The 19000-nt window shown below is 72.3% G+C and carries 16 protein-coding genes; 6 read left to right on the forward strand and 10 right to left on the reverse strand.

Annotated elements, in window-relative coordinates:
• Positions 1-2: 2 nt before the first annotated feature.
• The 3 genes from ACFYYN_RS22725 to ACFYYN_RS22735 form a co-directional block, all read right to left on the reverse strand.
• Positions 3-377, reverse strand: a complete 375-nt coding sequence (locus ACFYYN_RS22725) for a DoxX family protein (protein WP_500323267.1) — start codon at positions 375-377, stop codon at positions 3-5.
• 103 nt (positions 378-480) lie between these two features.
• Complete coding sequence (locus ACFYYN_RS22730; protein ID WP_500323266.1) at positions 481-1092, reverse strand: hypothetical protein; 612 nt, start codon at positions 1090-1092, stop codon at positions 481-483.
• Positions 1093-1101: 9 nt separating this feature from the next.
• Positions 1102-2907 (reverse strand): ABC transporter ATP-binding protein, encoded by a 1806-nt coding sequence (locus ACFYYN_RS22735; protein ID WP_500547293.1) that lies wholly within the window; start codon positions 2905-2907, stop codon positions 1102-1104.
• Positions 2908-3002: 95 nt separating this feature from the next.
• Here ACFYYN_RS22735 and ACFYYN_RS22740 point away from each other — a divergent pair, with 95 nt between their 5' ends.
• On the forward strand, positions 3003-3470 hold the full coding sequence (locus tag ACFYYN_RS22740) for a MarR family winged helix-turn-helix transcriptional regulator (protein WP_500547294.1): 468 nt from the start codon (positions 3003-3005) through the stop codon (positions 3468-3470).
• A 22-nt stretch (positions 3471-3492) separates the two neighbouring features.
• Here the strand turns inward: ACFYYN_RS22740 and ACFYYN_RS22745 are convergent, their stop codons facing one another.
• Positions 3493-5199 carry a carbohydrate-binding module family 20 domain-containing protein gene (locus tag ACFYYN_RS22745; RefSeq protein ID WP_500547295.1) on the reverse strand — a complete coding sequence of 569 codons (1707 nt, stop codon included), beginning with the start codon at positions 5197-5199 and terminating at the stop codon, positions 3493-3495.
• 232 nt (positions 5200-5431) lie between these two features.
• The gene (locus ACFYYN_RS22750; RefSeq protein WP_500547296.1) at positions 5432-6151 is read right to left on the reverse strand and encodes a L,D-transpeptidase family protein; all 720 of its coding nucleotides are present in this window, start codon (positions 6149-6151) and stop codon (positions 5432-5434) included.
• Positions 6152-6323: 172 nt separating this feature from the next.
• Here ACFYYN_RS22750 and ACFYYN_RS22755 point away from each other — a divergent pair, with 172 nt between their 5' ends.
• Positions 6324-8126: an ABC transporter transmembrane domain-containing protein gene (locus ACFYYN_RS22755; protein WP_500547297.1), complete on the forward strand. Its 1803-nt coding sequence runs from the start codon at positions 6324-6326 to the stop codon at positions 8124-8126.
• Positions 8123-9925, forward strand: a complete 1803-nt coding sequence (locus ACFYYN_RS22760; protein WP_500547298.1) for an ABC transporter ATP-binding protein — start codon at positions 8123-8125, stop codon at positions 9923-9925. Before ACFYYN_RS22755 ends, ACFYYN_RS22760 begins: the two co-directional genes overlap by 4 nt.
• 60 nt (positions 9926-9985) lie before the next feature.
• On the opposite strand, the gene ACFYYN_RS22765 is transcribed toward ACFYYN_RS22760, so the two are convergent.
• Complete coding sequence (locus tag ACFYYN_RS22765) at positions 9986-10783, reverse strand: metal-dependent hydrolase (RefSeq protein WP_500323259.1); 798 nt, start codon at positions 10781-10783, stop codon at positions 9986-9988.
• 132 nt (positions 10784-10915) lie between these two features.
• Here ACFYYN_RS22765 and ACFYYN_RS22770 point away from each other — a divergent pair, with 132 nt between their 5' ends.
• A complete protein-coding gene (locus ACFYYN_RS22770) occupies positions 10916-13429 on the forward strand; it encodes a DEAD/DEAH box helicase (protein ID WP_500323257.1) in 2514 nt (837 codons plus the stop codon).
• A gap of 37 nt (positions 13430-13466) precedes the next feature.
• Positions 13467-14333, forward strand: a complete 867-nt coding sequence (locus ACFYYN_RS22775) for an acyl-CoA thioesterase (protein ID WP_500547299.1) — start codon at positions 13467-13469, stop codon at positions 14331-14333.
• A 93-nt stretch (positions 14334-14426) separates the two neighbouring features.
• Here the strand turns inward: ACFYYN_RS22775 and ACFYYN_RS22780 are convergent, their stop codons facing one another.
• Positions 14427-16259, reverse strand: coding sequence for a vWA domain-containing protein (locus tag ACFYYN_RS22780; RefSeq protein ID WP_500547300.1), 1833 nt, complete (start codon positions 16257-16259; stop codon positions 14427-14429).
• Positions 16256-17317 carry an ATP-binding protein gene (locus tag ACFYYN_RS22785; protein ID WP_500547301.1) on the reverse strand — a complete coding sequence of 354 codons (1062 nt, stop codon included), beginning with the start codon at positions 17315-17317 and terminating at the stop codon, positions 16256-16258. The genes ACFYYN_RS22780 and ACFYYN_RS22785 overlap by 4 nt, the downstream gene beginning before the upstream one ends.
• Positions 17318-17343: 26 nt before the next feature.
• Here ACFYYN_RS22785 and ACFYYN_RS22790 point away from each other — a divergent pair, with 26 nt between their 5' ends.
• Positions 17344-17511, forward strand: coding sequence for a hypothetical protein (locus ACFYYN_RS22790; protein ID WP_500547302.1), 168 nt, complete (start codon positions 17344-17346; stop codon positions 17509-17511).
• A 12-nt stretch (positions 17512-17523) separates the two neighbouring features.
• On the opposite strand, the gene ACFYYN_RS22795 is transcribed toward ACFYYN_RS22790, so the two are convergent.
• Positions 17524-18420, reverse strand: a complete 897-nt coding sequence (locus ACFYYN_RS22795) for a DUF6397 family protein (protein WP_500547303.1) — start codon at positions 18418-18420, stop codon at positions 17524-17526.
• Positions 18421-18516: 96 nt separating this feature from the next.
• Positions 18517-18996 carry a macro domain-containing protein gene (locus ACFYYN_RS22800; RefSeq protein ID WP_500547304.1) on the reverse strand — a complete coding sequence of 160 codons (480 nt, stop codon included), beginning with the start codon at positions 18994-18996 and terminating at the stop codon, positions 18517-18519.
• Positions 18997-19000 lie beyond the last annotated feature (4 nt).

Here is a 19000-nt window from a genome sequence, read left to right on the forward strand (position 1 = left end):
GGTCAGGGGCGGCTGTCGCGGCTCACCTTCAGGGCCCACAGCACCAGCGGTGCCTGGAGCGGCAGCCGGGCGTAGGCGGCGTTCCGCAGGGGCGCGGGCCGGTCGCGCCAGTCCCGGGCCATCTTCACGTTGGCCGGCAGCACGGCGGTGAAGAAGCCCGCCGCCAGCAGGGCGCTCGCCCGGCGGGTACGGGGCAGTGCGATGCCCGCGGCGAGCGCCAGTTCCACCGCGCCGCTGACGTAGGTCCAGGTGCGGGGCTCGCCGGGCAGGACGCGCGGGACGACCGCGTCGAAGGGCCGGGGCGCCACGAAGTGGGCGGTGCCCGTGGTGGCGAGCAACCTGGCCAGCAGCACGGCGGAACGGTCGGACGCGGCCATCGGTTACCTCCTGCGGTCTGCGCGGCGCCGCTCACCCTAGCGCCGGTGCCGGGCACCGGGCGGACGATCGCCGCGGGCGGGATGTGCGCTTGCTCACCCGGGTCTACGGCGTGGTGGCGGCCGGTCCCGCGAAGGGAGGCAGGGCCGCGTACTCCGGGGCCACCTGGAGCGAGACGGCGAGCTGGGCCAGTGCGTCCCGGACCCGGGTGAGCGGGTGGTCGGGGAAGTGCGCGTCGTAGTGGGGGGCGTCGCCCCAGTGGAAGGGCAGGCCCTGCCGCAGGTCGGAGGCGTACGGGTGCGGCATGAAGTAGCGCTCGGGGCCGAGTTCGATGAGCACCTGCGCCTCCCGGACGCCGGTGGTGCCCTGCTCCAGGGCCTGGACCTTCACGACGGCGCTGCAGGAGGCCCGGGGCAGGGTGTAGCTGCCGAGGAACGCCTGGCCGGTGGGGCGGTCCGGCAGGGGGACCTTGATGACCTGGCGCAACGTGGGGACCGTTCCCAGGTGCAGGACGTCGGCCTCGATGAGGCCGCCGCCCGCCCCGGCCGTGTAGTGGGCCAGGGCGTGGCGCAGGCGCGGCAGGTCCTCCAGGGGCGCGGGGATGTCCGGCGGCACGTCGAACCAGTGCAGGCTGACGAGGTCGCCGTGGTCATTGGTCCAGGCGTCCGCCTCGATCTGCCGGTAGCCGGGGAGTTCCGCCCCCGCGATGGGTTCCATGGCCGAGGATCATGCCGTATGGACGAGTTGGGCGTCACGGCGGACCAGGGCGGCGTAGCGGCCGTCCAGGGCGAGCAGTTCGTCGTGGCTGCCGCGTTCCACGATCCGGCCGTGGTCGAGGACGACGATCTGGTCGGCGTCGCGGACGGTGGACAGCCGGTGGGCGATGGTGAGGGTCGTACGGCCCGCCGAGAGGGCGTCGATGGCGTCCTGGACGGCGTGCTCGGTACGGGTGTCCAGCGCGCTGGTGGCCTCGTCGAGGATCAGGACCGGCGGGTCGCGCAGGATCGTCCGCGCGATGGCCAGGCGCTGCTTCTCGCCGCCGGAGAAGCGGTAGCCGCGTTCGCCGACGACGGTGTCGTAGCCGTCGGGCAGCCCCGCGATGTGGTCGTGGATCTGCGCGGCGCGGGCGGCGGCGACGATCTCCTCGTCGGTGGCGTCGGGCTTGGCGAAGCGCAGGTTCTCGGCGACCGACGCGTGGAAGAGGTACGTCTCCTGCGACACGACGCCGACCGATGCGGCGAGCGTGTCGAAGGCGAGGTCGCGGACGTCGACGCCGTCGAGCGTGACGCGGCCCTCGGTGACGTCGTACAGCCGGGGCACGAGGTAGCTGAGGGTGCTCTTGCCGGAGCCGGTGGCGCCGACGACGGCGAGGCTGCCGCCGGCCGGGACCGTCAGGTCGATGCCGTCGAGGGTGCGCCCGGGCGTGGCCGGGTCGTAGGAGAAGCCGACGCCCTCGAAGCGGATGTCGCCGCGGACCCGCGGGAGGCGTACGGGGTCGTCCTTCTCGGTGATGTCGACGGGCAGGTCGAGGTACTCGAAGATGCGCTGGAAGAGCGCGAGCGAGGTCTGCACCTGGACACCGGTCGACAGCAGGCTGACGGTGGGCCGGAACAGGCCCTGCTGGAGCGAGACGAAGGCGACGAGCGTGCCGATCGACACCGCCCCGCCCGCTCCGCTGACGGCGATGCCGGCGATCCAGTAGATGAGCGCGGGCATGGCGGCCATGACGACGCCGATGGTGGACATCCGCCAGCGGCCGGCCATGTTGGAGCGCACCTCGAGGTCGACCAGCCGGTCCGACTCCTCTGCGAAGGAGCGGGTCAGGGAGTCGGCGCGTCCCATGGTGCGGCCGAGGAGGATGCCGCTGACGGACAGCGACTCGGTGACGATGGCGGACATCGCGGCCATCTGCTTCTGGCGCTGGGTGGTGATCTTCTTGCGCTCGGTGCCGACCCGGCGGCTGATCCACACGAAGACCGGGAGCAGCAGCAGGGAGGCGATGGTCAGGCGCCAGTCCAGGGCGATCATCGCGACGACGGTGGCCACGACACTGGTGAGGTTGGACACGAGCGAGGTCGCGGTGGAGGTGACGGTGGCCTGCATGCCGCCGATGTCGTTGGCGATGCGGGACTGCACCTCTCCGGTGCGGGTCCGGGTGAAGAAGGCGAGCGACATGCGCTGCAGTTGCTCGTAGACGGCGGTGCGCAGGTCGTGCATGACGCGCTGGCCGACCGTTGTGGAGATCAGGGTCTGCAGGACGCCGAAGACGCTGTTGAGGACGGCGGTGGCGATCATGCCGAGGGCGAGCAGGCTCAGCAACCCGGTGCGGCCCTGCGGGATCGCGGTGTCGAGGATCTCGCGCAGCATGAAGGGCGAGGCGACCGAGACGAGTGAGGCGGCACCGACGAGGAGCCCGACGACGGTCAGGCGGGCACGGTAGGGACGGAAGAGCCGCAGGACGCGGCGCACGTCGGTGGGTCGGGCGGGGTCCTTGGGCGGTGGGGTCCACCGCGGGGATTGATCGGGGTGCAAAGGGCCTCCGAAAGGTCCGGGCATGTCAAGGCGATGAGAGTGTAGTTCATTGTTACCTATACTCACAATGAACCGCATCCTGATACCCTCTGACCATGGAATCCCGCACGTCCACCGCGGACGCCGACGAGAGCACCGGGCGCCTCGCCGACCAGCTGCTGTGGCTGACCCGCCGGCTGCACCGCGCACAGCGGCGGCACCTGGAGCCGGTGGGCATCACCCCGGCCCAGGCACGCATGCTGCGCACGGTCGCGCACAGCCTCAAGAGCGGGACCGCGCCCCGGATGGCCGACCTGGCCGAGCGGCTGGACGTCGTACCGCGCGCGGTGACGAGCCTGACCGACGCCCTGGAGGAGCGGGGGCTGGTTCGCAGGGCGCCCGACCCGGTCAACCGCAGGGTGGTGCGCATCGAGCTCACCGAGGAGGGCGACGACGCCGTGCGGCGGCTGCGTCGCGCCCGCCGGGCGGCGGCCGAGGAACTGCTCTCCCCCCTGGACACGGACCAGCGCGATGCCCTGACGGCGTTGCTCGCCGTCCTGGACACCGCGCCGGGTCGCTGCTGAGGCGCTGGAGCGCAGGGAGGGGTCAGGCCCGCCAGGTGTCGCCCAGCGTCACCTTGCCGCTCGCGGGGACGGTCGCCGTACGGTTGCCGCCGGACTCCCAGGTGACGTTCCCGCTGCCGTCCTTCTTGATGTACTTGTACTCGAAGGACGTGCCCGCGCCCATGGAGACGTCGAGCTTCCACACCGGGTAGGCCACCGAGGACAGCGGCAGGGCGTTGCCGGTGTTCCAGTTGCCGAGGGCGGCGTTGTTGCCGACGACGTAGACGTTCTGGCCCCACACCGTGGTGGCGTTGACCGAGAAGGACGCACCGCTCGCGGGCGTCGTGCCGCCGCCTCCGCTGCCGCAGGGGGCGCCGGTGTAGAGCGCCACCGCGTCGTTGGCGCCGATGGTGGCGGTGAACCTGCCGTCCGAGCCGACGGTGTAGGTGGCGCCGCTGTGCTGCACGTCGCAATAGGTGCCGGCGGGCAGCGAGGTGGTGAAGGTCTGCGTGAGGGAACCGCTCTCGTGGTTGATCGCGACGTAGCCCTTGCTGCCGCGCCCGAAGGCGATGGCGTTGTTGCCGTTGGACCACCAGTTGGTCACCGCGGTGCCGGCGACCGCGTTGCGGAAGCCGACCATGCCCGCGATCTGCGGCCAGGCGTGCTGGCACTTCCAGCCGTCGCTGTAGCAGGCGTTGACGGTGCCGCCGTTGGGCGGGCCCGCGTCGTTGTCGGAGAACTCGTAGCCGGAGTACACGTTGGGCGAGCCGTAGGGCCAGGCCAGCATGTAGACGTTGGCCAGGGTGTAGGTCGCGCCCGCCTTGTAGGTGAGGGTCGAACCGTTGCGCTCGGTGTCCCAGTTGTCGACGAAGGTGCGCGAACTGCCGCTCGCGAGGTAGCCCGCACCCCATGACGCGCCCCAGTTGCCGAGGTAGGCGAGCTTCTCGCCGGTGAAGATCCGCTTGAGGTCGTAGGCGCCCTGGAAGGCGTCGACGTCACCGGTGCCGGTGTACTCGCCGGGCTGCACGGCCTCCCCGGAACCGTAGATGACCTCCTGCGCCCAGAAGACGGAGGGGTTGCTGAGCTTGGCCTTGATCGCGGAGAGATCGGCCGCCGCGATGTGCTTGGCCGCGTCGATGCGGAATCCGTCGACGCCCAGCGCGATGAGGCCGTTCAGGTACGCGGCGATGGTCGAGCGCACGTAGTCGCTGCCGGTGTTCAGGTCCGAGAGCCCGACGAGTTCGCAGTTCTGGACGTTGTCGCGGTTGGTGTAGTCGGAGATGTTCGTCCGGCAGGAGTGGAAGTCCTGGTCCTGGTAGTACCCCGGGTAGGTGTACTTGCCGTACGACGTGCCTCCGGTGCCGGTGCCCGAGCCGGCGCTCATGTGGTTGACGACGGCGTCGGCGATGACCTTGACCCCGGCCGCGTGACAGGTATCGACCATGTTCTTGAAGGCCGTCCCGTCACCCAGCCGGCCCGCTATGCGGTAGCTGACGGGCTGGTAGGAGGTCCACCACTGCGCGCCCTGGACGTGCTCCTGGGGCGGCGACACCTCGACGTAGCCGTACCCGGCCGGGCCGAGGGTGTTGGTGCACTCCTTGGCGACCGAGGCGAACTTCCACTCGAAGAGGGTGGCGGTGACGTCCTTGCTTCCGGGCGGTGCTGCCTGGGCCGGCTGCTGCGAGACGCCGACGAGCCCGGCCGTGCTGAGCAGGGCGGCCAGACCCGCGCGCAGAAAACGCGATCTCATGGTGCGGCTCCTTCGTGTTCGGGCACAAAGGTGCCCCGAAGACAGCCACGCGCCGGGCCATCGAGTGTGGGGGCGGAGTTCCCGCCCGTGGGAACTCCGGGTAGGAGACTGGCCCCGCGGACGGGTAGCGTCAATACGTCGCGTGGAAAAACTTTCAACTTCTTGCGGAAACAGTCTGCTTCGCTCTTGCAGAGGGCCTACCGTCCGTGCGGAAGGGCAGGCCGAACTGCCGTCAGGCCGCCAGGTGCTCCCGGTCCCCCATCACCACGACCGGGTGCAGCGCCGGATCGAGCGTGCGCAGCAGGTACTCCATGTCGGCCTTGGACTGGCTGACGCACGCCGACGTGCCGCTGCCGTGGTCCATGTGCAGCCAGATGCTGCCGCCCTTGGACTGGCCCTGGGGGCGGGTGGGATCCAGCGGGGAGGTGCCCTTGACCCGGTTGTAGTCGATGGCGATGACGAGGTCGAAGTCGTGCCAGTGCGACCGGGACCACGACCGCGGCGCGGCGAAGGCGGACGAGTGGTGGTACGGGAGCCTGGCCTGCGGCTCGGGCAGGACACCGCCCGCGTCCGAGAGCGTGAAGACACCCACGGGGCTCTTCTTGTCCCCCTCGTGGTGGTCGGTCGTCCAGCCGCCCTTGCCGTTGTGCCCGGACCACGAGCGCTCGCGCTTCCACAGGTCGCCCTGCCGGGTGTACAGCACGATGGTCGAGTCGGCCGATCCCGCGGCCTCCCCGTACACCGCGACGACCTGGCGGGAGCCGGCGGGGACGCGGGAGCGCAGCGCGGGGCCGACGCCCGGTATCCCACGCGTGGCGGCCGCCTGGGTGGCGCGCGGCGGCTGCTTCACGGCGTGCCCCGACGTGTCCCGATGCTCCTCCGCGCCACCGGCACAGCCGGCGAGCAGCACCAGCGCCGCCGCGACGGCCACCGTCCCCGCCCCACGCCTCACTCGAACCGCCCCTCTTCCCTGAAGTCGCGTCCCATCTTCGCACCCTTCGGTGAGGACGGATGCGGACCGTGTCCCGTTCCGCCCCGCCCCGGAAAAAACGGGTTGAATTCGTCACCTCGGTGACGCGACGCTGGCACGTCTCCTCCCACCCCAGCATCGATGTCGGGACGTCATGTCGCTACGCGCTCTCCCCCATGCCGACCCGGGTGTCCCCGACACCCGCTCCGGCTTCCGTTTCCTGCTCTGGCTTGAACGGCGCCAGATCGGCGGCCAGATCAAGGCCACGCTGTGGGGCACCCTCCACATGGCGGCCGTGGCCTGCTTCCCGGCCGCCGTCGGCATCGCCGTGCAGGCCGTCGTCGACGGCTCCGGCGGACGGCTCGCGCTCGCGGGCGGCCTGATCCTCGCCCTTGGCGTCGTGACCGCCGTCGGCGACACCATGCTGCACCGCACCGCCGTCACCAACTGGATCTCCGCGGCCGCCCGGGTGCAGCTCCTGCTGTCGCGCAAGACCCTGGAACTGGGCTCGCTGCTCACCCGACGGGTCGCGGCGGGCGAGGTCGTCGCGGTGAGCACCGGCGACGTCGAGAAGATCGGCTGGTTCGTCGAGGCGCTGGCCCGCTTCGCCTGCTCCCTGCTGGCGACCGTCGGCGTCACCGTCGCCCTGCTGGTGTACCGGCCCGAGCTGGGGCTGATCGTGGCCGCGGGTGTCCCCGTACTGGCCCTGTCGGTGCTGCCGTTGCTGCCGCACGCGACGCGGCGCGCCGACGAGCAGCGGGCCAAGGCGGGCAAGGCCACGGAACTCGCCTCCGACACCGTGGCCGGACTGCGGGTGCTGCGCGGCATCGGCGGCGAGGAGCTGTTCCTGTCCCGCTACCGGCGGGCCTCGCAGGAGGTCCGCAGCGCCGCCGTCCGCAACGCCCGGATGTGGGCGCTGATCAGCGCCGTGCAAGTGGCCCTGCCCGGCCTGCTGCTGCTCGCGGTGACCTGGTACGGCGCGCGGCTGGCGCTGGACGGACGGATCACGGTGGGCGAACTGGTCACCGTCTACGGGACGGTGGTCTTCCTGCTGTTCCCGCTGCGGGGCTTCGAGGAGATCGCGATGGCGTACTCCTTCTCCCGGCCGTCCGCCAAGCGCGCCGCCGCCGTGCTGGCACTGCGGCGAGACACCGCGGGCGACGTCGGCGGAGTCACGGCGGGCACGGGACCGCTGCCGGCGGGCGACCTCCACGACCCGCTGACGGGGCTGCTCGCCCCGGCCGGGGAACTGACCGCCGTGGTGTGCGGGGACCCGGACGCGGCCGGTGCCCTCGCCGACCGGCTGGGCGGGCACAGCCCGGCCGGGACCGGGGACGTCCCCTCGGTGCTGCTCGGCGGGACGGCACTGGACGACCTGCCGCTCGCGGCGGCCCGCGCGGCCGTGCTGGTCCAGGACAAGGACCCGGTGCTGCTGTCGGGAACGCTGACCCAACTGCTGGACGTGCCCGCCTCCGGCCAGGTCACCGCGGCCGAGGCCCTCGCGGCGGCGCAGTGCGGCGACGTGCTCGACGCACTGGCCCAGGCCTCGGTGGACGACTCGGGGGACCCGATGCGCTCCCGCATCACCGAGCGCGGACGGTCCCTGTCCGGCGGCCAGCGGCAGCGGCTGGCGCTGGCCCGGTCGCTCGTCGCCGATCCGGAGGTGCTGGTGCTGGACGAGCCGACCAGCGCCGTCGACACGCACACCGAGGCCCGGATCGCCCAGGGCATCAGGGTGCTGCGCGCCGACCGGACGACGGTGGTCCTCACCTCCAGTCCGCTGCTGCTGGACCGCGCCGACCGGGTGGTGTTCGTCGAGGACGGCACGGTGCGCGCGTCCGGCACGCACCGCGAACTGCTCCGGGCCGACCTCGGCTACCGCGCGGTGGTCACCCGCGAGACCGAGCAGGCGCCCGAGGAATCCGCACGTCTCGAGAAAGCCGAGGAAACCGCATGATCGGCGTGAAACCGCCGGAGTACGACCCGGCCGCGCCACGGCACGTGACGACCCTGCCGGTGGGCTCGCCCGCCACGGTGCGCGGTTACGTCGGCGAGCTGGCCCGGCGGCACCGGGGTGCGTTCGCCGTGCTCGTCTCGGTGAACACCGTGGCCGTCGTCGCCTCGATGGTCGGCCCCTATCTGCTGGGCGGCCTCGTCGAGGACCTGGCGGCGGGCCGCCGCGACCTGCACATCGGACGCACCATGGCACTGTTCGCCGTCGCGCTCGCCGTGCAGACGGTGTTCGTCCGGGAGGTGCGGCTGCGCGGCGCGATCCTGGGCGAGCGGATGCTGGCGGACCTGCGCGAGGACTTCCTCGTACGGTCCGTGGGGCTGCCCCCCGGCGTCCTGGAGCGGGCGGGCACGGGCGACCTGCTCTCCCGCATCACCACCGACATCGACCGGCTGTCCAACGCGATGCGGGAGGCCGTACCGCAGCTGGCGATCGCCGTGGTGTGGAGCGGCCTGCTGCTCGGCGCGCTGACGGTCACCTCGCCGCCGCTGGCACTGGCGGTGCTGGTGGCCGTACCGGTGCTGCTCGCCGGCTGCCGCTGGTACTTCCGGCGCGCGCCGCGGGCGTACCGATCGGAGGCCGCCGGCTACGCGGCCGTCTCGGCGGTCCTGGCGGAGTCGGTGGACGCCGGGCGCACCATCGAGGCGCACCGGCTCGGCGACCGCCGCGAGGAGCTGTCGCGCATCCGCATCCGCCAGTGGGTGGCGTGGGAGCGCTACACGATGTGGCTGCGCAGCGTGCTCTTCCCGGTGATCAACGTGACGTACATGCTGATCCTCGCGGCGGTGCTGCTGATCGGCGGAACGCTGGTCCTGCACGGCCGCGTGACGGTGGGCGAGCTGACGACGGGCGCGCTGTACGCGCAGATGCTGGTCGACCCGATCAACCTCATCCTGCGCTGGTACGACGAGCTGCAGGTGGCCCAGGTGTCGCTGGCCCGGCTGGTCGGCGTCCGGGAGGTCGAGCAGGGCGCCGGGGACGAGCGGGTGGCGCCGGACGGCCGCGACGTCCACGCCGACGAGGTGCGCTTCGGCTACCGCGCCGGCAGCGACGTGCTGCACGGGGTGAGCCTGCGGGTCCGCCCCGGCACCCGGCTGGCCCTGGTCGGCCCGTCGGGGGCGGGCAAGTCGACGCTGGGGCGGCTGCTGGCCGGGATCTACAGCCCGCGGGCCGGCGAGATCACCCTGGGCGGCGCCCAGCTGGCCCGGATGCCGGCGGAACGGGTCCGCGAGCACGTGGCCCTGGTCAACCAGGAGCACCACGTCTTCGTCGGCACGCTCCGCGACAACCTGCTGCTGGCCCGCGCGGGAGCGGGTGACGACGAGCTGTGGGCGGCGCTCACCGCGGTCGACGCCGAGGGCTGGGCACGGGCGCTCGACGAAGGCCTGGACACCGAGGTCGGCTCGGGTGGCGCGGCGCTGACCCCGGCCCAGGCGCAGCAGGTGGCGCTGGCGCGACTGGTCCTCGCCGACCCGCACACCCTGGTGCTGGACGAGGCCACCTCGCTGCTGGACCCGCGCGCGGCCCGCCATCTGGAACGGTCGCTGGCCCGTGTGCTGGACGGCAGGACCGTGGTGGCCATCGCGCACCGGCTGCACACCGCACACGACGCGGACCTGATCGCGGTGGTCGAGGACGGCCGGATCAGCGAGCTGGGCAGCCACCACCAGTTGGTGGAGGCCGACGGCGCCTACGCCGCCCTGTGGCGGTCCTGGCACGGTGAGGCCGGAACCCGTCCGTGGTGATCCGCCTGGCCCCGGCCGTCCTGCGACGGCCGGGGCCACGGGGGTGGCGGGGCGGCGGGCTCAGCCGCCGAAGATGCCGAGTGCCCCCAGCGCGCCCAGTCCGCCGGCGGCGAAGAAGATCGGCGTGAGCACCTTGATCTCGACCCAGCTGCCCGCGCGGAACCGCATGGCCTTCGGCGGGCCCAGCGGGAACCAGCGCTTGCGACCGATCGGGATGGGCCACAGGATCGGGCAGCCCGAGACGGTCAGGGCGTCGCCGATGCAGTGCACGAGGGCGCCGAGCACGATGGGGATACCGATCCACAGGTACTGCTGCCCGGGCTCGGTGAACAGCCAGCCCTTGCCGTTCTCGGTGCCGTCCAGCACGTCGGCCAGCACCCAGGCGCTGGTGGCGCCGAGCAGCCATACCAGGATGTCGCTGGAGACCCGGGCCTGCCGCCACAGCAGTCCCTCGACGGCGAGCACGGCGTGCACGAACAGGATCGCCAGGACCCCCCAGCGCCCGCCGTACACGGCGATCAGCGAGGCGCCCCCGCCGATCGCGACGGCCCACACCCAGGTATGGGTCAGTGTGCGGTGACCACCGGAACGGCGCGGGTCACCCGCCTTGCGCGTGGCCTTGTAGGTCGCGTACGAGAGCTTGTCGATGATCTCGCAGAACCACCGGGAGACCGGCCCGAAGGCACGCGATATCGTGGCCGCCTTGTGGTCGAGGTCGGGGGCGAGGGCGGCGCCGGCACAGATCAGTGCGCCGACCACGAGCGTCGGCCAGGGCATCGGGTGGTCGAGCGCGGCGGCGAGTGCTCCCACCCCCAGCCATGCCGCCGCTCCGGAGATAGAGTGCGCCGGTCCCATCATGGTGTGCCCCGCCCCTTTCGACCCGCCTGCAGGCGGAGTTGACGCGTAATCGACGGCACACCATACCGCCGGTCGATCTTCCTCCGTACCGCCGGTTCCTCCCCTGGTCCCGGGGACAGGCAAGATGGGGGTGTGACCCTCATCGATCAGCTGCCTGCAGAGCCCGATCCCGACGCCCTCTTCGAGGCCTTCTCGTCCTGGGCGGAGGGCCGGGGCATCTCCCTCTACCCCGCTCAGGAGGAAGCGCTGATCGAGGTGGTCTCGGGGGCGAACGTCATCCTGTCCACCCCCACCGGCTCGGGGAAGAGCCTGGTCGCGGCCGGTGCGCACTTCGCCGCGCTCGCCCGGGACGAGGTCACCTTCTACACCGCCCCGATCAAGGCGCTGGTGTCGGAGAAGTTCTTCGACCTGTGCAAGCTCTTCGGCACCGAGAACGTCGGCATGCTGACCGGCGACGCCTCCGTCAACCCGGACGCGCCCGTCATCTGCTGCACGGCGGAGGTGCTGGCGTCGATAGCGCTCCGGGACGGCAAGGACGCGGACATCGGCCAGGTCGTCATGGACGAGTTCCACTTCTACGCCGAGCCGGACCGGGGCTGGGCATGGCAGATCCCCCTGCTGGAGCTGCCGCAGGCGCAGTTCCTGCTGATGTCGGCGACGCTCGGCGACGTCACGCGCTTCGAGAAGGACCTCACCCGCCGTACCGGCCGGCCCACGTCCGTCGTGCGCTCGTCGACGCGGCCGGTCCCGCTGTCGTACGAGTACCGGCTGACCCCGCTCACCGAGACGCTGACCGAGCTGCTGGAGACCCGCCAGGCCCCGGTCTACATCGTGCACTTCACGCAGGCGGCGGCCGTGGAGCGGGCGCAGGCGCTGATGAGCATCAACATGTGCACGCGCGCCGAGAAGGACGCCATCGCGGAACTCATCGGGAACTTCCGCTTCACCACGAAGTTCGGCCGCAACCTGTCGCGTTACGTCCGGCACGGCATCGGGGTGCACCACGCCGGCATGCTGCCCAAGTACCGGCGCCTGGTGGAGAAGCTGGCGCAGGCGGGCCTGTTGAAGGTCATCTGCGGCACGGACACCCTCGGTGTCGGCGTCAACGTGCCCATCCGCACGGTGCTCTTCACCGCCCTCACCAAGTACGACGGCAGCCGCGTCCGTGTGCTGCGCTCCCGTGAGTTCCACCAGATCGCGGGCCGCGCCGGGCGGGCCGGCTTCGACACGTCGGGCTTCGTGGTCGCCCAGGCGCCGGAGCACGTGATCGAGAACGAGAAGGCCCTCGCGAAGGCCGGCGAGGACCCCAAGAAGCGCCGCAAGGTGGTGCGCAAGAAGGCGCCCGAGGGCTTCGTCGGGTGGACGGAGAGCACCTTCGAGAAGCTCATCGCCTCCGATCCCGAGCCGCTGACCTCCCGGTTCCGGGTCACCCACGCGATGCTGCTGTCGGTCATCGCCCGCCCCGGCAACGCCTTCGACGCGATGCGGCGGCTGCTGGAGGACAACCACGAGGACCGCAGGTCCCAGCTGCGGCACATCCGGCGGGCCATCGCGATCTACCGCTCACTGCTGGCCGGCGGGGTCGTGGAGCGGCTGGACGAGCCCGACGAGGAGGGGCGCATCGTCCGGCTGACGGTGGACCTGCAGCAGGACTTCGCGCTCAACCAGCCGCTGTCCACCTTCGCGCTGGCCGCGTTCGAGCTGCTGGACCCGGACTCGCCCTCCTACGCGCTGGACATGCTGTCGGTGATCGAGTCGACGCTCGACGACCCCCGGCAGATCCTCGCCGCCCAGGAGAACAAGGCGCGCGGCGAGGCCGTCGCCGCCATGAAGGCCGACGGGGTGGAGTACGAGGAGCGGATGGAGCGGCTCCAGGACATCTCCTACCCCAAGCCGCTGGAGGAGGTGCTGTCGCACGCCTACGGCGTCTACCGCAAGAGCCACCCGTGGGTCGGCGACCACCCGCTGTCGCCCAAGTCGGTCGTACGCGACATGTACGAACGGGCGATGACCTTCACCGAGTTCGTCTCCCACTACGAGCTCGCCCGGACCGAGGGCATCGTGCTGCGCTACCTGGCGAGCGCGTACAAGGCGCTGGAGCACACCGTCCCGGACGACCTGAAGTCCGAGGACCTGCAGGACCTGATCGCCTGGCTCGGCGAGCTGGTCCGTCAGGTCGACTCCAGCCTGCTGGACGAGTGGGAGCAGCTCGCCAACCCCGGTGAGATGACGGCCGAGGAGGCCCAGGAGCGGGCCGACCAGGTCAAGCCCGTCACGGCCAACGCCCGGGCCTTCCGGGTCCTGGTACGCAACGCCCTGTTCCGCCGGGTGGAGCTGGCCGCGCTGGAGCGGTTCGGCGAACTCGGCGAGATGGACGCCGGGTCCGGCTGGGACGCCGACGCCTGGGCCGAGGCCATGGACGCCTACTGGGACGAGTACGAGGACCTGGGCACCGGGCCCGACGCGCGCGGCCCGAAGCTGCTGCAGATCGAGGAGCGTCCCGACGAGGGGCTGTGGAAGGTCCGCCAGACCTTCGCGGACCCCGACGGCGACCACGACTGGGGCATCTCCGCCGAGATCGACCTCACCGCCTCCGACGAGGAGGGCCGCGCGGTGGTCAAGGTGACGGCCGTGGGCGCGCTGTGACCGCGAGGACGAGCACCCGCACGAAGGAGCACGCCCGATGACCAACCCCGCCGAGCGGCTGGTGGACCTCCTCGACCTGGAGAGGATCGAGGAGGACATCTTCCGCGGGCAGAGCCCCCAGGAACGCCTCCAGCGGGTGTTCGGCGGACAGGTGGCGGGCCAGGCGCTGGTCGCGGCCGGGCGCACCACGGACGGCAGCCGTCCGGTGCACTCCCTGCACGCGTACTTCCTGCGCCCGGGGCGCCCCGGGATGCCGATCGTGTACCAGGTGGAGCGGATCCGCGACGGCCGCTCCTTCACGACGCGGCGCGTGGTCGCGGTGCAGCAAGGCCGGACGATCTTCAACCTGACCGCCTCCTTCCACGTGCCGGAGCCCGGGTTCGAGCACCAGCTGCCTGTGCGCGAGGTCCCGGACCCGGAGAGCCTGCCGAAGCTGAGCGACGAACTGCGCGAACACCTCGGCGAACTGCCCGAGCAGTTGGAGCGGATGGCGCGACGGCAGCCGTTCGACATCCGCTACGTGGACCGCCTGCGCTGGACCGCCGAGGAGATCGAGGGCGCCGAGCCGCGCAGCGCGGTCTGGATGCGCGCGGTGGGTCCGCTCGGCGACGACCCGCTGGTGCACACCTGCGCACTCACCTACGCCAGCGACATGATGCTGCTGGACGCCGTGCGCGTACCGGTCGAGCCGCTGTGGGGGCCGCGCGGCTTCGACATGGCCTCCCTGGACCACGCGATGTGGTTCCACCGGCCGTTCCGTGCCGACGAGTGGTTCCTGTACGACCAGGAGTCCCCCGTCGCGACCGGCGCGCGCGGCCTGGCCCGCGGCCGCATCTACGACCGCGAGGGCCGCCTTCTGGTCTCCGTCGTCCAGGAGGGGCTGTTCCGGAAGCACGGCGGCTGAGGGTCCCGGGAGCCGGTGCCCGTCGGGTACCGGCTCCGGTTCCGGTTCTGGTTCCGGCTCCGGCGCCGGGGGCCGCTTTGCGCCGACCGGGCCTCAGCGCATGCGGAAGACCGGTCCCTTGGGCGTGAACGGAAGGCGGGCGTCCCGGGGGATCAGGAAGGCGTGTTCGCGGCGTATCCGCAGGACGTCGCAGTCGCCGTCCGTGATCAGCAGGACCGGGGCCGCCGGCGGGAAGTCCGGGGCGCGCTGGAGGAGGTCGACACCGGGCTGCAGCACGGTGCCGCCACGGCCCCTGACGCGTACCCGGTGGGCGATCTCGGTCACCGCCAGGTAGCCCGCGTCGAAGGGGGCGGCGTCGCAGAACACCACGCGGGCGGCGGTCACGTCACGGGCGGTGGCGTAGGACGCGATGGCGCCGAGCGCCTTGCCGAGCAGCGCCCGGCTCATGGACCCGGAGGTGTCCAGCACCACGCCGAAGGTGCAGCGGGCCACTTCCTGCGGCGGATGGCTGCGGCCGGCCCGGGGGATGTCCGGTGTGGACGCCTGCCGACGGGCCGGGCGGGCGAAACTGCGCACCGCCTCGGGACGGGGCACGTACTCGTCGAACCAGCGGGCGAGCCTGGCGTCCCACGGCAGCGGTGGGTGGGACAGCGCGCGGATCTCCTCGACGAGTCCGGCGGGCAGGAGTCCGCGCTCGCGGTGGTGCAGTTCGAAACCCTGGAGCAGCCCGCGCCGGTAGAACTCGTCCAGGTCGACCCACGTGGGGGCGGTCTCCCCGGGGCGCGGCAGCGGCTCCCCGAGCACGTCCCCGAGGCCCTTGCCGCGCAGCGTGGCGAGACGGCGCAACCGCCGCTCGTCCCGCGCGATGCGGTCGTAGACCTCCTCGCTGGACAGTCCGGCCAGGGCGGGGTCGTGCAACAGCCCCTCGGGCATCTGCCCGACGCCCATCTCCAGCAGCCAGCCGTTGATCACGTAGTCGGCGGCGACGTTGAACAGGTACGGGTCCCGGCCGCCCCGGCGGTCGCCGTGGCGCAGCGCGGCGTGCAGCATCTCGTGGGCGAGGATGAACCGCCATTCCTCGTCGGTGAACCGGCACAGGGGGTTGAGGTAGATCTCCCCCGCCTCTGCGTTGACCGCCGCCACCGAGATCCGCTGGGCGCGGGCGAGTTCGGCGTCGGCGACCAGGGTCATCCCGGCGGCGATGCCGCCGAGCAGCGGGTAGGAGGAGACGAACCAGCTCAGGGCGCGCTCCCAGGGACGCAGCGGGCGCCGGGCACCGGTGAGCTCCTCGCGGCGGCCTCCGGCGACGTCCATGGCCGCCGACATCGTCCGGGTCAGGGCGCTCGCGAAGGCGACGGTCCAGTCCTCCGGCGCGCTCCAGGACGGTTGCCAGGGGTGGAGCACCTGGTCCGGCTGCGGGCCTGCGGTGCCGCACGCCGCGAACCCGGCGGGGATGCCGTCGCGGCGCCAGCGTGCGGCCAGTTGTTCCTCGTCGCCGTCCGGGAACACCGGGGGCAGCGCGACGGGCGCCCGGCCCACGGGGAAGGTGTCCAGGAAGCGGTTGACCACGGCGCAGCGGGCGGCGACGTCGAACCGGTCGGGCTGCTCTCGCGGGCCCCTGGCGGCCGGCACGTGCCCGAAGCCCAGGTGCAGGAGGCAGTGCGCCAGCACCCAGGCCCACTCCTGCGGGTCCGCGCGGCGCAGGGGGTCGGCGTGCACGAGGCCGTTGGAGGTGACGGAGGCCCAGCCGTCGCGAGGGTGCTCCTCGCACTCCTCGCTGCGGCACAGACGGCCGTTGACGGCGGAGAGCGCGGCGAGGGCGGTGTTGCGGCGCAGCAGGTCGACGCCGGCGGCGAACGCCTCGGCCGCAGGGTCCTTGCGGGGTGCCGACCGCGCCCGGGACCTGTCGCCGCGCGCGCCGCTCACCGGCGCGCCTCGACCAGACGCGGCATGTCGCGGGCGGCCTCCAGCAGGAACCAGGAGGGCAGCACCGGGTTGTCGTCGTCACCGTCGGCGATCACGGTCTGGGCGACCTCGACCGAGATCTCCGCCAACTGCACCAGCAGCGACTTGGCCCGGTAGGCCATCTGCCGCACGGTCGGGGACGCGTGCTCCCGCTGCGCCGGCAACTCCTTGATCAGACGCCCGCGGAAGGAATCGGCGAGGTAGTAGAGCAGGTCGCGGTCCTCGATGCGGCGCGGCCAGGAAGCGTCCCCCTTGAGGATGGCGTCCAGCCCGTACGAGTGCCGGACGATCTTGACGTAACCGCAGAAGGCCGTGGCATGCGCCGGGGTGAGCGTCCCGTAGGCCAGCACCTTCAACGTCTCCTCGTCCAGAGCGGGTCCGAAGGAGTGCAGCGCGTCGGAGAGCATGTGCCAGGCGCGCGGGGTGGAGAACGGCTCCTCGGTCTTGGGCGGCGCGGACCACAGGTGGTCCGGCCGGTCGGTGAGGTGGTCGGTGATCCACGGATGGATACCCGCGCCCGCCGCCCAGACCAGCCAGTCCCCCGCGGAGGCCCGCAGATGGACGTGCGCGAGCCGGTTGACCAGGGCGGATGCCATCGGCCGTGCCAGCGCGTTGTCGGTGGCACGGTTGCCCGCACCGATCACGATGCTGCCGGGCGGCAGCTCGTACGAGCCGATGCGGCGGTCGAGGATCAGCGAGTAGAAAGCCTTCTGGACATCGGGGGTGGCCGCGTTCAGCTCGTCGAGGAAGAGGCAGTACGGCTCGTCGCGGGCGATCGTCTCCGGGGGACAGAAACGCGAGCGGCCGTCGACGATCTGCGGTACGCCGATGAGGTCCTCCGGAGCCAGCTGCGTCCCGATGAGACTCACGCAGTCCAGTCCCAGAGAGTCAGCGAACTCCCTGACCAGGGAGGACTTCCCGATGCCCGGGGCGCCCCACAGGAAGACCGGGCGGACGGTGGCCAGGTTGAGCAGCAGCTCGGGCACCTGGGAAGGCGAGACGGTGACAACACCCTGCAAGCGCGGGCTCCTCGGAGATGAAGGGGATGGCGGGCACTCGACGGGCGCCGGCCGGCCCGAGCAGTCTCACCCCTGTCGCCACCCCGTCGCACCTGCTTTTCGGTGCATCGTCGGCCTTGCACTCCACCGCGCCCGCCCTCGACGAGTCGATCGGTCACGACGTCGTCATCACCGCCTGGTGGCACGCGGTGTGAGGGGCTGTCCCGTCACCCCAGTCCGAGGAGGCGTCGCCAGCGGCTGCGCGGCGCCGTGGGCGGTGGGGGAGGCGGGGCAGGGGGCGGCGGGGCGATCGGCGGGCCTGGGGTGACGGCTGGGATGTCGGCTGGGGTGGCACGCTCGGGACGCGGGGCGGGGCGGGAGGTACGGGCTCTGAGGAGCGCGTCGGCGAGCGAGACCTGGGCGAAGGTGATCTCGTCGGGGTGGCCGGCGACGGTCTGGGCCTCGATGAGCTCACGTGTGGCGTAGGCGCCCGTACTCCCCGGTGGGAGCGCCGGGCAGAGCCGGCGCAGGTAGGCCCGCTCTCGGGTGTCCGGCACCGCGTCGGCGGCCAGTTCCGGGCCGAGCAGGGCGGACCAGGCGGCCGCCTCGCCCCAGGCGCCCTCCGCGTCGCGCACGAGTTCCTCGACACGGCGGGCCCGCCAGCCGCGGGCGCGGTGGTCCTCGCCCTCGTCGAGGGCGTCGCGCAGCTCGGCGGGCAGCCTGCCCTCCAGCAGGGCGGGATGGGTCCGGGCGAACCGCCGTACGTCCTCGGCGAGGTAGAGCCACACCACGGCGCGGTAGCGGTTGACGTACCAGCGGACGGGGCGGAGGAAGCCTCCCTTGGCGAGCCGGGTGAAGCGCTCCCGGCTGATCCCGATCAGCGCCGCGCCCTCGATGCTGCCCACCAACTCCAGCCGCGCGCGCAGCCGGTCGGGAAAGCCCTCCTCCGCGCGCAGCCGGTCCACGTCCTCCCGCACGACACGTCGGCGCCCGCCGACGGCCGGTGCCGTGCGTACCTCGCCGGTCTGCAGCGCGACCTCGAACTCCTCGGCTTCCAGGCACAGTTCCTCCCGGGCGCGCTGCATGCCGAGCGCCTCCCGGACGACGGTCTCCTTGACAGCCATGCCACTCCCCCTGACCTTCCGTAGCGACTCATCACTGACAGTCACGACGATAGGTCCTCCCGGCGACATCCGCCCGGGCCTGTGGATAACTCCGCGTCACGCCCCGTGGTCGTACACGGTCACGGAGATCCCACGGCGCACGAGCCGCCCCTCGACCGACGGCGCGACCCGCTCCCACCGGCCGCCCGCGAGCCCGCACCCGATGCGCGGCATGTGCACGGACGCGCCCAGCTCCGCCGCCTTCTCCGCCACCAGGGCCAGCCCCGCGTCGATCGCCTCGTACCGCACGGGCACGCCTTGGCTGCCTCTGCGGATGCCGCGCTGCCCGACGAGATTGGCCACCCAGACCCACTCGCCGACGCGGACGAACTGGACGGCACCCAGGGCGAAGTCGTTGCGGGCGCGCTCGCGGTGCCACCGCCGGTACGCGGCCTCGGGTTCCGGCCAGCGGCGGGAGAGCGCGACCACGAATCCCTTGCCCCAGCCGCCCAGGTCGTTGCAGACGTGGACGATCAGCTTGACGCCCTTGCCCTGCGGCGCGGTGGCGTCCCCCCGGACGTACGTGATCCCCTCCATGCGC

The sequence above is a fragment of the Streptomyces sp. NPDC001902 genome (assembly GCF_042891295.1).
GTDB lineage: Bacteria > Actinomycetota > Actinomycetes > Streptomycetales > Streptomycetaceae > Actinacidiphila.